Origin of the sequence: Pseudomonas sp. ICBG1301, assembly GCF_016918385.1 — a bacterium.
Classification (GTDB): Bacteria; Pseudomonadota; Gammaproteobacteria; order Pseudomonadales; family Pseudomonadaceae; genus Aquipseudomonas; species Aquipseudomonas palleroniana.
The window spans coordinates 178,361-191,280 of record NZ_JAEKGB010000008.1; the positions used below are offsets into that span (position 1 = coordinate 178,361).

11 protein-coding genes are annotated in these 12,920 nt (G+C 62.2%); 6 read left to right on the top strand and 5 right to left on the bottom strand.

What is annotated here, in order from left to right; genetic code table 11:
• Positions 1–8: 8 nt before the first annotated feature.
• Positions 9–902, top strand: coding sequence for a cation diffusion facilitator family transporter (locus tag JBE38_RS20185; RefSeq protein ID WP_090365674.1), 894 nt, complete (start codon positions 9–11; stop codon positions 900–902).
• Here the strand turns inward: JBE38_RS20185 and JBE38_RS20190 are convergent.
• Positions 899–1,948, bottom strand: a complete 1,050-nt coding sequence (locus JBE38_RS20190; RefSeq protein ID WP_090365673.1) for a DUF6515 family protein — start codon at positions 1,946–1,948, stop codon at positions 899–901. The two genes, JBE38_RS20185 and JBE38_RS20190, sit on opposite strands and share 4 nt — an antisense overlap.
• Positions 1,949–2,379: 431 nt before the next feature.
• On the opposite strand from JBE38_RS20190, the gene JBE38_RS20195 reads away from it, so the two are divergent.
• Together JBE38_RS20195 and JBE38_RS20200 are read left to right on the top strand one after the other, a co-directional pair.
• Positions 2,380–2,859, top strand: coding sequence for an Lrp/AsnC family transcriptional regulator (locus tag JBE38_RS20195; protein ID WP_003194418.1), 480 nt, complete (start codon positions 2,380–2,382; stop codon positions 2,857–2,859).
• A 144-nt stretch (positions 2,860–3,003) separates the two neighbouring features.
• The gene (locus JBE38_RS20200) at positions 3,004–3,213 is read left to right on the top strand and encodes a DUF2788 domain-containing protein (protein WP_032884769.1); all 210 of its coding nucleotides are present in this window, start codon (positions 3,004–3,006) and stop codon (positions 3,211–3,213) included.
• Here the strand turns inward: JBE38_RS20200 and JBE38_RS20205 are convergent.
• The 4 genes from JBE38_RS20205 to JBE38_RS20220 form a co-directional block, all read right to left on the bottom strand.
• Complete coding sequence (locus tag JBE38_RS20205; RefSeq protein WP_240202557.1) at positions 3,208–3,843, bottom strand: pseudouridine synthase; 636 nt, start codon at positions 3,841–3,843, stop codon at positions 3,208–3,210. The genes JBE38_RS20200 and JBE38_RS20205 overlap by 6 nt on opposite strands.
• Positions 3,844–3,915: 72 nt before the next feature.
• On the bottom strand, positions 3,916–5,388 hold the full coding sequence (gene amn / locus JBE38_RS20210; protein WP_161548420.1) for an AMP nucleosidase: 1,473 nt from the start codon (positions 5,386–5,388) through the stop codon (positions 3,916–3,918).
• Positions 5,389–5,488: 100 nt separating this feature from the next.
• Positions 5,489–7,138: an acyl-CoA dehydrogenase family protein gene (locus JBE38_RS20215; RefSeq protein WP_205344988.1), complete on the bottom strand. Its 1,650-nt coding sequence runs from the start codon at positions 7,136–7,138 to the stop codon at positions 5,489–5,491.
• A gap of 110 nt (positions 7,139–7,248) precedes the next feature.
• The gene (locus JBE38_RS20220; RefSeq protein ID WP_205344989.1) at positions 7,249–9,666 is read right to left on the bottom strand and encodes a hybrid sensor histidine kinase/response regulator; all 2,418 of its coding nucleotides are present in this window, start codon (positions 9,664–9,666) and stop codon (positions 7,249–7,251) included.
• 287 nt (positions 9,667–9,953) lie between these two features.
• On the opposite strand from JBE38_RS20220, the gene JBE38_RS20225 reads away from it, so the two are divergent.
• The 3 genes from JBE38_RS20225 to hemL are packed head-to-tail and all read left to right on the top strand — an operon-like array spanning position 9,954 to position 12,724.
• Positions 9,954–10,751, top strand: coding sequence for a hydroxymethylpyrimidine/phosphomethylpyrimidine kinase (locus tag JBE38_RS20225; RefSeq protein WP_090365667.1), 798 nt, complete (start codon positions 9,954–9,956; stop codon positions 10,749–10,751).
• A 32-nt stretch (positions 10,752–10,783) separates the two neighbouring features.
• A complete protein-coding gene (thiE, locus tag JBE38_RS20230; protein ID WP_090365665.1) occupies positions 10,784–11,410 on the top strand; it encodes a thiamine phosphate synthase in 627 nt (208 codons plus the stop codon).
• A 30-nt stretch (positions 11,411–11,440) separates the two neighbouring features.
• A complete protein-coding gene (hemL, locus tag JBE38_RS20235) occupies positions 11,441–12,724 on the top strand; it encodes a glutamate-1-semialdehyde 2,1-aminomutase (RefSeq protein ID WP_161548422.1) in 1,284 nt (427 codons plus the stop codon).
• Positions 12,725–12,920 lie beyond the last annotated feature (196 nt).

Below are 12,920 nucleotides of genomic sequence, written 5' to 3' on the forward strand. Positions count from 1 at the left end.
GATCGTCCATGACCAGCAGTCCTGAACACGCCAGGCTCCTGCGCCTGGCCACCCGCGCTTCAGTGGGCGTGGCCTCCGCGCTGATTATCACCAAGGCCATCGCCTGGTGGTTCAGCGGCTCGGTGAGCATGCTCGCCGGGTTGACCGACTCGCTGCTCGATGGCGTGACCTCGCTGCTGAATTTGCTCGCCGTGCATTACGCGCTGCGCCCGGCCGATGACGACCACCGTTATGGGCACGGCAAGGCGGAATCGCTGTCGGGCATGGCCCAGGCGCTGTTTATCGCCGGCAGCGCGGTGTTGATCGCGTTCCAGGCGTACCAGCGCTTGCAGCATCCGGAACCCGTCGGCGCGCCGTGGTTGAGCATCGGGGTGATCGTCTTTTCGCTGTTGATGACGGTGGCGCTGCTGATGCTGCAACACCGGGTCATCCGTGAAACCGGCTCCAACGCGGTACGCGCCGACTCGCTGCACTACCGCTCGGACTTGATGCTCAACGGCAGCATCCTGGTGGCGCTGGTGTTGGCGGGTTTTGGTTACCATCAGGTCGACGCCTGGTTCGGCCTGGGCATTGCCGCCTACATCTTGTGGAGCGCCATCCAGATCGCTCGGGAGAGCTTTGCGGTATTGATGGACGAGGAACTGCCACCGGACGTGAGCCAGCACATGCTGGAACTGGCCCGTGGCGTCCCCGGTGTATTGGGCGCCCATGACTTGCGCACGCGAATCTCCGGCAGCCACTGGTTCGTGCAGTTGCATCTGGAATTGCCGGGGGAATTGACGCTGTCAGTCGCCCATGGCATCAGCGATCAAGCCGCCGACGCCATTCACCAAGCCTACCCGCGTGCCGAAGTGCTGGTGCACGCCGACCCGCGGGAAGTGGTCACTGGCAATAAAACCTAATACTGCACCTGATAACCGCGACTGCTCAGGCAGTTGCCCTGGGCCTGACGGTAGGTTTGCACCACCGCAGGCGCCGGGGCGTAGGTCACCGCCTGCGGATCAAAACCGCTTTGCTGCACCGCCCAGCGATAGCAGTCATAACCATCCTGTTGCACCTGGCCCGGTGACTGGCCGTTGGCCGGGTAGGCCACCACGTCGTAACCATTGCCCTGTGGCGCCGGCGGCGGCGTCGGCACTTGGGTCGGCGGTTGCACCACCACGTACTGCTGGGTGCTGCTTTCGTAGGTGTAATAGGCGCCGGCCGCGAGGAAGAACAGCGCACTGCCCACCCACACTTCCCGTGCGTAATCCGGCAGGTATTGCACGCGGATACCGTACGGCGGCGTTACCACCACATAACGCGGGCCTTGCGGGCGATACCAATAGCCACCAGAGTAGAAATAATCCTGGCCACGGTAGGGAACGCGGTAATTACGCTCGGGGAAACGGTCGACGACATAGCCCGGTCGGTATTGCGGGCCTGGGCCCCAGCCGTTGCCGTGCCCATCGGGGCGGCCTGGCCAGCGGTGGTCATCGGGGCGGCCATTGTTGAAACCGCCACCGGGACGCGGCCCGGGGCCATTACCGGGCTGCCAGTGCGGATTGCCGTCATTACGCCGTGGGATGTCCTGATAGTAACCCTGGCGCGGCTCCTGGGTTTGCCGAACGGTGTCCGGGCGCCCCTGGATCGGCAGGTTATTCGCAGGCTGCGGCGCTGGCCGAGGCGATTCGGCGCCTTGCGGCCGGCCTTGCCACTGCCCGTGCCCCTGCTGCTCGCCACGCTCGAAATGCTCGTTTTGCGGGCGCGGCGCATTGTTCTCGAAATGTTGATTCTGTGGACGGGGCTGGTTGTTTTGCGGGCGGGGCGGTTCGTTGCCCTGCCGCCCACCCTCCGGCCCTCTTTCATGTTGGCCGCCGCCTTCAGAACGGGGGTCATCAGCCATCACTTGCGCGCTGACGGTGACCATCAGCAAACCTACACCTGCCAAACGCCAGATGCGTTTCATGCTATTCCTCACTGCGGATTAGGGCCTGGATACCCGGCCTCATATATGAGACTGGAAAAGCCTCACCCGGTTCTGAGACAGGTTATCAGTCACGAGAACAATTTTCTCAAGGCAAAGAAAAAGGGGCGACCCGTCGGCCACCCCTTGAGAATTTTGTCCTGGCTCAACGCTTTTGACGTTGGCTCACCTCACGCCGTCTGGTAGACAGTGTGCAGCCTGGAGGCCGGCTCAACCCTGCTGGGGCGGCGGCCGCAGCGTGCCTGATTGGGCTCGCTGGGAGTGGACTGTTGTCCAGGCGGTGATTCTGTTGATAACGATACCCGCGTGTGCCCGACAGATGATTGCGAAGATTGCGTCAATAAACAGTGCTTGCGCAATTTTTAACCCTTCATAGATAATTCACCGCAATAGTTACGACAAAGGCCAACCCAATGAGCAAGCTTGACCGATACGACCTGAGTATTTTGGCGGAATTGCAGCGCGACGCGAGGATCTCCAATCAGGAGTTGGCCGAGCGCATCGGCCTGTCACCGTCGCCCTGCTCTCGCCGGGTCAAGCAATTGGAAGACGACGGCTACATTGCCCGCCAGGTCGCCTTGCTCGACCGCAAGATGCTGGGCCTGAGCCTCACAGCCTATGTATTGATCGGCATGGACCGTCACACGCCAGAGCGTTTCGAGAACTTCGAAGCGGCCATCCGCACCCTGCCCCAGGTGCTGGAATGCAGCCTGGTGACCGGGATGGATGCGGACTATCAATTGAAAGTCGTGGTGCCGGATATGGACCACTATCAAAAATTGCTGCTGGGCCACCTGACCCGCATCGAAGGCGTGACCAGCGTGCGGTCGAGCTTTGTGCTGAACCAGGTGTTGAACAGCACCGAACTGCCCCTGACCCACCTGCGCACCTGACCCCAAGAACAATGGCGTTCCAACTGTGGGAGGGGGCTTGCCCCCTCCCACAGTTGGAACGGACTTCGATCCAGGTCAATATTGCGTCAGTAGCGCTGCCGTATACTCGCCGCCTTCACTGTCGGAAAAATCCCCATGAACAACATCGACCCCGCCCTGTTTGAAGAATGGATGATGACCGGCCTGGTCACTGTCCTGATTATTTTCATGGGTTTTATCGTCTGGGACCTCGCGAAGAAGTCCAAAGCCGGTCGCTTTGGCTCGTTCATCCTGTTTTTCGTACTGGGGCTGGGCGTGGCGGCGTTCATCATCAAAAGCGTGGTGATCGGCCTGATCGAATCCGGCGCCCTATAAACGCGCCGGCACTTCCTTCCACTGGCCTTGATCCAGGCCATCGATCGACCAGCCGCCAATGCGTACCCGCACCAGGCGCAAGGTCGGCAACCCAACCGCCGCCGTCATGCGCCGCACTTGGCGGTTGCGGCCTTCGCGAATCACCAACTCCAGCCACGACGTCGGCACGCTTTTGCGAAAGCGTACCGGTGGGTTGCGTGGCCACAACTGGGGCTCATCCAATTGGCGCGCTTCGGCGGGCAGGGTCATGCCGTCGTTAAGCTCCACGCCGTCACGCAGGCGTTGCAGCTGCTCTGGCGTTGGCTCGCCTTCGACTTGCACCCAGTAGGTTTTCGCCAGCTTATGCTTGGGGTCGGCAATCCGCGCCTGCAGTTGCCCATCGTTGGTCAGCAACAACAACCCCTCGCTGTCACGGTCCAGGCGACCGGCCGGGTAGATACCGGGGATGTCGATAAAGTCCTTGAGGGTCGCACGCCCGCCTTCGTCGCTGAACTGGGTCAGTACATCGAACGGCTTATTGAACAGGATCAGCTTCGGCTCGGCCGGGGGCGCCTTGGCGACACGCCGCGCAGCGGTATACGGAGGTTTCACGCCAGGGCGGCGCGAATCGGGGCGAGTGGGACGGGACATGGCAAAAAGAACATCTAACGGTCAGGACCGACAATGCTAGTGGCCTGACCGCTAAATGACCATCCCAACCGCTTAGCGGAACGGTGGTTCGTCGAAGCTGCGCAGCTTGCGCGAGTGCAGCGAGTTGAGCTCGGTGCGCAACAGGTCGACCGCCTCGATGCCGATCTTCAAGTGCTGGCTGACCGCACGCTCGTAGAACGCGTTGGCCGAACCTGGCAGCTTGATCTCACTGTGCAACGGTTTGTCCGACACACACAGCAAGGTGCCGTAAGGCACACGCAAGCGGTAGCCCTGGGCGGCAATGGTGCCGCTTTCCATGTCCACCGCCACGGCGCGGGACAGGTTGATCAGCGGCCGTTCCTGGGCCCAACGCAGTTCCCAGTTGCGGTCGTCGTAGGTCAGCACGGTGCCGGTGCGCAGGCGTTTTTTCAGCTCTTCGCCTTTCTCGCCGGTGACATTCGCCGCGGCCTGCTGCAACGCCAGTTGCACTTCGGCCAGGGCCGGGATCGGAATGTTCGGCGGCACGACGCGGTCGAGAATCCCGTCGCGGCGCATATAGGCGTGGGCCAGTACGTAGTCGCCGATGGTCTGGGATTGGCGCAGGCCGCCGCAGTGGCCGATCATCAGCCAGCAATGAGGGCGCAGCACAGCCAGGTGGTCGGTGATGTTCTTGGCGTTGGACGGGCCGACGCCAATGTTCACCAGGGTCACGCCGTGGCCGTCAGCGGCCTGCAAGTGGTAGGCCGGCATCTGATAGCGGTGCCAGACCACACCGGCGGCAATCGCCGAGGCTTCGCCGTGATCCATGCTCTTGTCGATCACCACGTTGCCCGGCAGCACCATGCGGATAAAGCGCGGGTCGCTGCGCAGTTGCTCCAGGCCATGCACGATGAACTGGTCAACATAGCGATGGTAGTTGGTCAGCAGAATCCACGGCTGCACATGGCGCCAGTCGCTACCGGTGTAGTGCACCAGGCGACGCAGGGAAAAGTCCACGCGGGCCGCATCGAACAGTGCCAGAGGCAGCGGGTCGGTGTTTTCCCAATCGTAGAGGCCATCGGCAATGCCGTCGGTGGCGGCGGACAGGTCGGTGCTGGGGAATACGCGAGCCAGGGTCGCAGCGGTAACGCCGGAGCCGGCCAGTTCGTCGCCCTGCTCCACCACGTACGGGTAAGGGATGTTCTGCTGGCTGACGCCCACTTCCACCGTCACGGTGAAGTCGTGCATCAGCGGCACCAGTTGCTCCAGCAGATACTTACGGAACGCCGCAGGATGGGTGACGGTAACGCTGTAGGTTCCCGGCAGCTGGACCTTGGCATATGCCCGGGTGGTCTGTGGGACTTCACCGTGGCAGTGATAGGTCAGGCGCAGTTCCGGGTAGCGAAACAGTGCGCGTTGTTCGGCGTCGGGTTCGACGCGGTTCTTGAGGTATTGCTTGAGAGCCTGATTGAGCGCGCCGGTAGCGCGCTCATGCAGAGCCGCCAGCCGGTCCACGGCTTCTTCAGCGGTTTGAACGACAACAAAAGCTTCGGTCACGGTAAGCATCCTGTGTTCTGACTTGCAGGCCTTTATCTTGCCTGTATCCCTGCTGGACGGAAACCAAGGATTGAAATGCGAGCAAAATGTGTGGGCTTGACCGAGCGCATCAAAGGGCTGGCGTGGAACGCGCAACAATCGCCTCGACCTCCACCCCTCGCGGCAAGGTGCCATACACGCGGCCGGACGATGCCCCCAGCCGGCTGGCGATAAACCCATCACTGACCGCCGCATTCCCCGCTTCCAGCAACAGCTTTGCCTGTAAGGCCAGGGCGATATCCTCGGTCAGTTGCCGTGCGCGGTACTGGATATCCTGGGTGTCCATGAACGCCGTCTTCAACTGTTCGATATGCCGCGCCAGTTGTTTATCGCCGTGACCGCTGCCCAGTTCGACGAACAGTCCCTCCAGCACGCCCGGCTCTTTGGACAACGCCCGCAGCACGTCCAGGCACTGCACATTGCCCGAACCTTCCCACGTCGAATTCACCGGTGCCTCGCGGTACAGACGCGGCAGGATGCTGTCCTCCACATACCCGGCGCCGCCCATGCATTCGGCCGCTTCGTTGATCATCGCCGGCGCACGCTTGCAGATCCAATATTTGCCCACCGCCGTGACCAGCCGGGCGAACTTGGCTTCCTGCTCGTCAGCGAGATGGTCCAATGCCCGCCCCATGCGCAGGCTCAATGCCAGGGAGGCTTCGCTCTCCAGGGCCAGGTCGGCCAGTACGTTTTGCATCAGCGGTTGCTCGCTGAGCACGCGGCCGCCGACCGAGCGATGGGCGCAATGATGGCTGGCCTGGGTCAGCGCCTGGCGCATCAGGGCACTGGAGCCGACCATGCAATCGAAGCGAGTCATGGCGACCATCTCGATGATGGTCGGCACGCCACGCCCCTCCTCGCCGATCATCCAGGCCAGGGCGCCGCGAAACTCCACTTCGCTGGACGCATTGGAGCAGTTGCCGAGTTTGTTTTTCAGACGCTGGATGTAGAACTCGTTGCGCGTGTCATCCGGGCGGTGTCTGGGCAGCAGGAAACAGGTGAGCCCCTTGTCGGTCTGGGCCAGGGTCAGGAACGCGTCGCACATCGGTGCCGAGCAGAACCACTTGTGCCCCACCAGTTCATAGGCTTGCCCGGGGCCGCCCGCGCCCACCGGGTAGGCACGGGTGGTGTTGGCGCGCACATCGGTGCCACCCTGTTTTTCGGTCATGGCCATGCCGATGGTGACACCGCCCTTGTGGGCGATGCCGACATTGCGCGGGTCGTATTGGGTATTGAGCACTTTGGGCAGCCAGGTCTGCGCCAGGTCCGGTTGCAGGCGCAGCGCCGGCACGCAGGCGAAGGTCATGGTCAGTGGGCAACCGGTGCCGGCTTCGGCCTGGCTGTGCAGGTAGGTCATCGCCGCGCGGGCCACATGGGCACCGGGCTGCGGATGGGCCCACGGCAGCGACGGCAGGCCATGTTCGACGGCGGTGCGCATCAGTTCATGATAAGCCGGGTGAAATTCAACCAGGTCGATGCGATGACCATAACGGTCATGGCTGTTGAACACCGGCTTGTTCTGGTTGGCCAGGAACCCGGCTTCCATCAACGGGCCACCGGCCAGCGCACCGTAAGCATCGATACGTGTCTGCGCCCAGCCGGCGCCGAAACGCCGCGACCATTCTTGCAGGGGCAAGTCGACGCGGTAGAGGTTGGTACCGTCCAGGGAGGGCGGCTGGTTGGTGACGTCGTGGGTTTCGGCGAACGAGTGCAGGTTCATGGCGGGCCTCCTGAAATAAAGGCCACGTCGATCAAGGCGGTTTACAGGAGCGAGCTTGCTCGCTCCTGCACGCTGCCTACCGGTAGGGCCGAAGTTTCAGTTAAGCACCGTCATCGGCCTTTAAAAAGTGGCATAAACGCCGAATGTCCGGCGCTTTCGCCCTCTACCGAGCACAGCACACGCCGCTCCAGCACCGCCTGCAAAGCGTCGAAGCGCACGGGTTTTGACAGGCGGTCGCTGACGCCGACACCGTGGCAACGCTCACGTTCCGGCACCTGCAACGAGGTACTCAGGGCAATCACCGGCAACTCACCGCACCCCGGCAAGGCACGGATCTGACAGCACAATGAGAAACCACCTTCGGGCACATCCAGCAACACGGCATCGAAGGTTTCGTCTTGCAGGAGCGCCAGGGCTGACGCGCCACTGTCTGCGGTTTTCACCCGGTAACCGAGCTTGAGCAACATCCCGCGTACCGCCAGTTGGCCCACGCTGTTGTCGTCCACCAACAGCACCGCGCAATCCTGAGGAGCACGCTGCCTGTCGAGGGCGACTTTCGGTTCAGACGGCACTTTCAGTTCAGACGGCGCCGCGCCGACTTCCATCTCCAACTGGAACCGGCTGCCTTTACGCGGCTCGGAATGGTGGGTCAGACGCCCGCCCAGCAACTCGATCAACTGCCGGCAAATCGCCAAGCCAATACCCAGGCCGCCGTATTCGCGGGTGGTCGAACCATCGAGTTGGAAGAAGCGTTGGTACAGCGTGGCCTCGTCCAGAAAGGCGAAGCCCACGCCGGTGTCGGTTACGATAAAGCTCAAGCGCAACCCGCCATCCGCATGGGGCACGCCCACCACGCGCAAACGCACACTGCCTTCGTGGGTGAACTTGAAGGCATTGTCCAACAGGCAATCCAGGCACTGAGTGAGTTTGCCCGCGTCACCGATCATGCGGTCCGGCAGTTCATCGGCGACATCGATGGAAAACGCCAGCCCCTTGCTCTGGGCGCTGGCGCTGAACTGCTGGCGCAAAGTATCCAGGGTGCCGCGCAGGCTGAATACCTGGGGCTGAGCGGTGAGGCGCCCGGCTTGCAGCTCGGTCAAGGTGAGGATGCCGTTGACCATGCGCATCATGTCCCGCGCCGAGCCGGCAGCCGTTTGCTGGTACTGCGCCAAGTCATCGTCCAGCGGCACGGTGTGCATCAGCTCCAGGGAACCGATCACGCCATTCATCGGCGTACGCAACTCGTGGGTCAGCGTGGCGAGGAATTCATCCTTGAGACGGTTGCTGCGGGCCAATTGCTGGTTGAGCACTTCGAGCTTCTGGCTGGCATCGAAGAGGATTTGCGCCTGTTGCTCACGCATGCCGTTGATGCGATCGGCCAGGGCCAGGGACAGCAACGCCACCTCAATGGCCGAGCCGAGTTGGCTGGCGTACATGGTCAGGAACACATTGGGCAGGTAGCCCAGCACCATCATCGTGTTGACCACCCCGCCCAACAGGAACGCCGACCAGGCAATGATGAAATAACGCGCCATGCGCTGGCCACAGAACCAGGCCTTGATGGCCGTGAAAAAGATGGTCACGGTAAACACCAGCGCCAGGCCGGTCGCCAGGCGCAAGGCCAGTGCATAGCTGGTCAGCAGCGCCAGCACCATCACCACCGCGCCGCAGGCCGCCAACGCCAGCAACAGACGATCAAGCCAGCGGCTGTGCTGCGCCGTGTGCAGGAAGCTGCGTGCGAACAGGCTGCCGAACAGCGCTGCCGAGCCGATCAGGAACGGCACCGCCGCATTCGCCCACCACGGGCTGTTCGGCCAGAAATACTCCATCGCCACGCCATTGACCGCCAGCTGATAGAGGCCGAACGAGGCAATGTAGAGGATGTAATAGAGGTAGCTGGTGTCGCGCACGCTCAAGTAGATGAACAGGTTGTAGACCAGCATCCCCAGCAATACGCCATAGATGGCCCCGAGCACGTAAAGGCGCAGTGGTTGCTGTTCCAGGTAGGCGGTGCCGGACCACAGTGTCAGCGGCGCCTGGATCGAACCTTCACTTTGCAGGCGCAGATAGACGGTTTCCTGCTGGTCGGGCACGAAGTTGAGCTTGAACAGGTAGTTGCTCTGGCGGACCTCACGGCTGGAAAACGGCAGGGCGCTGCCCGTGCGCGCCGTCAGGCGGTAGTGACCGGTGCCGTCCTTCTGGTACAGGTCCACATGGTTGAGCGGCGGATAGGCCAGTTCCAGAAACCAGCCACGCGGGGCGCGAGGGTCTTGGGCGAGGTAATGCAGGTCGACCTTGAGCCAGAACACCGAGCGTGAATAGCCGGCATTGAGGGTGGCTTTGTCATGGGTCTTGAACTGGGCAGCGTAAGCCGGGGAACTGACTTCGGCGATGGTGAGGGCATCCGTGGGGTCTTCGAGCACTTGCATGACCCGGCCCAGCGGCAGGCTTCGAGTCTCCTGATCGAAGTCGACGGCGTTGGCGAGCAGCGGCAACCCGCACAACAATAAGATCAGCAAATAGCGCATAGAGCCCCAGCGTGGACTGTCCGGTTATGTCAAAAGCCCCCCATTCCTTTTGAGTAGACGTACACCGGCGATACCGTGAGTTGTTTGAATCCACTCTAGCATAGCCAGTAAAGGCCATTAGACACTATTGAAATAATTTTTTGAAAGCCTCTATCACGAGGCTTTCAGCGCTTTTTCATCGGCTCAGTCAGATCGTTGGCGGGGAATATCCAGGAGGTTTTCAAGCCATTAATTCCCCCCACGCCCGACAGCCACGCCAAAAGCGTTTGGTGGTAAGCTCGCGCACCATGAATATCTACAGCTCTCGTCCCGTTGTCCTCTGTCTCTCCGGCCACGACCCCAGTGGTGGCGCCGGCTTGCAGGCAGATATCGAAGCCCTGCTCGCCCAAGGCTGCCATGCGGCCCCGGCCGTCACCGCGTTGACCGTGCAGAACACGGTCAACGTCAGTGATTTCCGCGTGCTCGACCGCGAATGGGTGCTGGCCCAGGCCAATGCCGTGCTCGGCGACTCCGAAGTGGCGTCGGTCAAACTGGGCATGCTGGGCTCCATCGCAATGGTCGACACCGTGGTCGAACTGCTACAGGCGCATCCGCACCTGCCAGTGGTGTGCGACCCGGTGCTGCGCGCCGGCGGTGGTGGCAGCCTGGGCAAGGACGAAGTCGGCTATGCGATGCGTGAGCGCCTGTTGCCGCTGTCGCTGATCGCCACGCCGAACCTGCCTGAAGCGCGCATCCTCGCCGAGTTGCCTGAGGGGACGGCGGACGAATGCGCCGAGAAGCTGTTGCCCTATATCAAGCACCTGCTGATCACCGGCGGCCATGGCGACGAGCACGAAGTGCACAACCGCCTGTACAGCCGTGACGGCAGCCGCCAGACCTTTACCTGCCAGCGCTTGCCCGGCAGTTATCACGGCTCGGGTTGCACGCTGGCCAGTGCGCTGGCCGGCCGCATCGCCCAGGGCGAAGGCTTGGCCAGTGCCGTGCAATCGGCGCTCAACTACACTTGGCGGACCCTGCGCGACGCCGAACAACTCGGCCAGGGCCAGTTCGTGCCGCGCCGGCTGCCGCTGGATTTCTGCTCGTAACTTTTCGTCCTTAAAAGCAAGAGGCCTGCCCGATGAAACTACGTGGCCTGTATGCCATAACCGACAGCCAACTGTTGGCCGGCAAATTCCTCGCCTACGTCGAAGCGGCGTTGGAAGGCGGTGTGAGCCTGTTGCAATACCGCGACAAAAGCAGCGACGAAGCACGGCGCCTGCGCGAAGCCGAGAAGCTGCGAGAGCTGTGCTCGCGCTACAAGACCCAGCTGATTATCAATGACGACGCCGAATTGGCCGCACGCCTGGGCGTCGGCGTGCATCTGGGCCAGACCGACGGCCCGCTGACCCCTGCCCGCGCCCTGCTGGGTTCCAAGGCGATTATCGGCGCCACCTGCCACAGCCAGATCGAACTGGCGGAGCAGGCCGCCAGGGAAGGCGCAAGCTACGTCGCTTTCGGCCGTTTCTTCAATTCCAATACCAAGCCTGGCGCCCCCGCTGCCACCGTCGAAATGCTCGCCCAGGCCCGCACCCGGTTGCAGTTGCCGATCTGCGTAATCGGCGGCATCACCCTGGAAAACGCCGAACCACTGGTGGCCCACGGTGCCGACCTGCTGGCCGTGGTGCATGGCCTGTTCGGTGCCGAAAGCACCCAGGAAGTCACGCGCCGCGCCCGCGCATTCAACGACCTTCTGCGCCTTAAATAGACAACACACCTGAATTCAGAGAGCCCCGACATGTCCCGTTCCGAAACGCTGTTTGCCAATGCCCAGAAACACATCCCCGGCGGTGTGAACTCCCCCGTGCGTGCGTTCAAGAGCGTGGGTGGCACGCCACTGTTCTTCAAGCATGCTGAAGGCGCCTACGTCACCGACGAAGATGACAAACGCTATGTGGATTACGTGGGTTCCTGGGGCCCGATGATCCTCGGCCACAGCCACCCGGACGTACTCGACGCCGTGCGCAAGCAACTGGAACACGGCCTGTCCTATGGCGCGCCGACCGCCATGGAGACCGAGATGGCCGACCTGGTGTGTGCCATCGTGCCATCCATGGAGATGGTGCGCATGGTCAGCTCGGGCACCGAAGCCACCATGAGCGCGATCCGCCTGGCCCGTGGCTTTACCGGCCGCGACAGCATCATCAAGTTCGAAGGCTGCTACCACGGCCACTCCGACAGCCTGCTGGTGAAAGCCGGTTCCGGCCTGCTGACCCAAGGTGTGCCAAGCTCGGCCGGCGTACCGGCGGCGTTCGCCAAACACACCCTGACCCTGCCGTTCAACGACATCGCCGCCGTCGAGCAGATGCTCAATGAAGTCGGCCAAGACGTGGCGTGCATCATCGTCGAACCGGTGGCCGGCAACATGAACTGCGTACCACCGGCGCCAGGCTTCCTCGAAGGCTTGCGCGAACAGTGCGACAAACATGGTGTGGTGCTGATCTTTGATGAAGTGATGACCGGTTTCCGAGTCGCGCTCGGCGGCGCCCAGGCCTACTACGGCGTCACGCCGGACTTGAGCACCTTCGGCAAGATCATTGGTGGCGGCATGCCAGTAGGCTGCTTCGGCGGCAAACGCGAAATCATGCAGCACATCGCACCGTTGGGCCCGGTGTACCAGGCCGGCACCTTGTCGGGTAACCCGTTGGCGATGGCGGCCGGCCTGACCACCCTGCGCCTGATCAGCCGCCCAGGCTTCCACGCCGAGCTGACCGACTACACCACGCGCCTGCTGGACGGCCTGCAACTGCGCGCCGATGCCGCGGGCATCCCGTTTGTCACCACTCAGGCGGGCGGCATGTTCGGCCTGTACTTCAGCGGTGCCGACGACATCGTCACCTTCGATGACGTCATGGGCAGCGATGCCGACCTGTTCAAACGCTTCTTCCACCTGATGCTGGAAGGCGGTGTGTACCTGGCTCCGAGCGCCTTTGAAGCCGGCTTCACTTCGATCGCCCATGGCGAAGCCGAGCTGAAACTGACCCTGGATGCTGCCGAGCGTGCCTTCGCCGCGTTGAAATAACAGTGACAACACGTCAGGCGTTGCCTTGGGCGACGCCTGATTTACTACTTTGCCTACAGACTTTTCCTAGTTTTTTCGAGAATCTCCCTGCAATCCGGCAGATAACTTGCCCTCGCAGCAGAAAATCGAGTAAAGACTTTGTAAGCAGGGGCCTGCTTATTTCATAATGCGCGCTCATTGGACTCCCCGAGGGTCC

Coding starts and splice junctions, on each gene's coding strand:
- JBE38_RS20185 (WP_090365674.1), top strand. CDS start 9: ATGACCAGCAGTCCTGAACACGCCAGGCTCCTGCGCCTGGCCACCCGC.
- JBE38_RS20190 (WP_090365673.1), bottom strand. CDS start 1,948: ATGAAACGCATCTGGCGTTTGGCAGGTGTAGGTTTGCTGATGGTCACC.
- JBE38_RS20195 (WP_003194418.1), top strand. CDS start 2,380: ATGAGCAAGCTTGACCGATACGACCTGAGTATTTTGGCGGAATTGCAG.
- JBE38_RS20205 (WP_240202557.1), bottom strand. CDS start 3,843: ATGTCCCGTCCCACTCGCCCCGATTCGCGCCGCCCTGGCGTGAAACCT.
- amn (WP_161548420.1), bottom strand. CDS start 5,388: ATGCTTACCGTGACCGAAGCTTTTGTTGTCGTTCAAACCGCTGAAGAA.
- JBE38_RS20215 (WP_205344988.1), bottom strand. CDS start 7,138: ATGAACCTGCACTCGTTCGCCGAAACCCACGACGTCACCAACCAGCCG.
- JBE38_RS20220 (WP_205344989.1), bottom strand. CDS start 9,666: ATGCGCTATTTGCTGATCTTATTGTTGTGCGGGTTGCCGCTGCTCGCC.
- JBE38_RS20225 (WP_090365667.1), top strand. CDS start 9,954: ATGAATATCTACAGCTCTCGTCCCGTTGTCCTCTGTCTCTCCGGCCAC.
- thiE (WP_090365665.1), top strand. CDS start 10,784: ATGAAACTACGTGGCCTGTATGCCATAACCGACAGCCAACTGTTGGCC.
- hemL (WP_161548422.1), top strand. CDS start 11,441: ATGTCCCGTTCCGAAACGCTGTTTGCCAATGCCCAGAAACACATCCCC.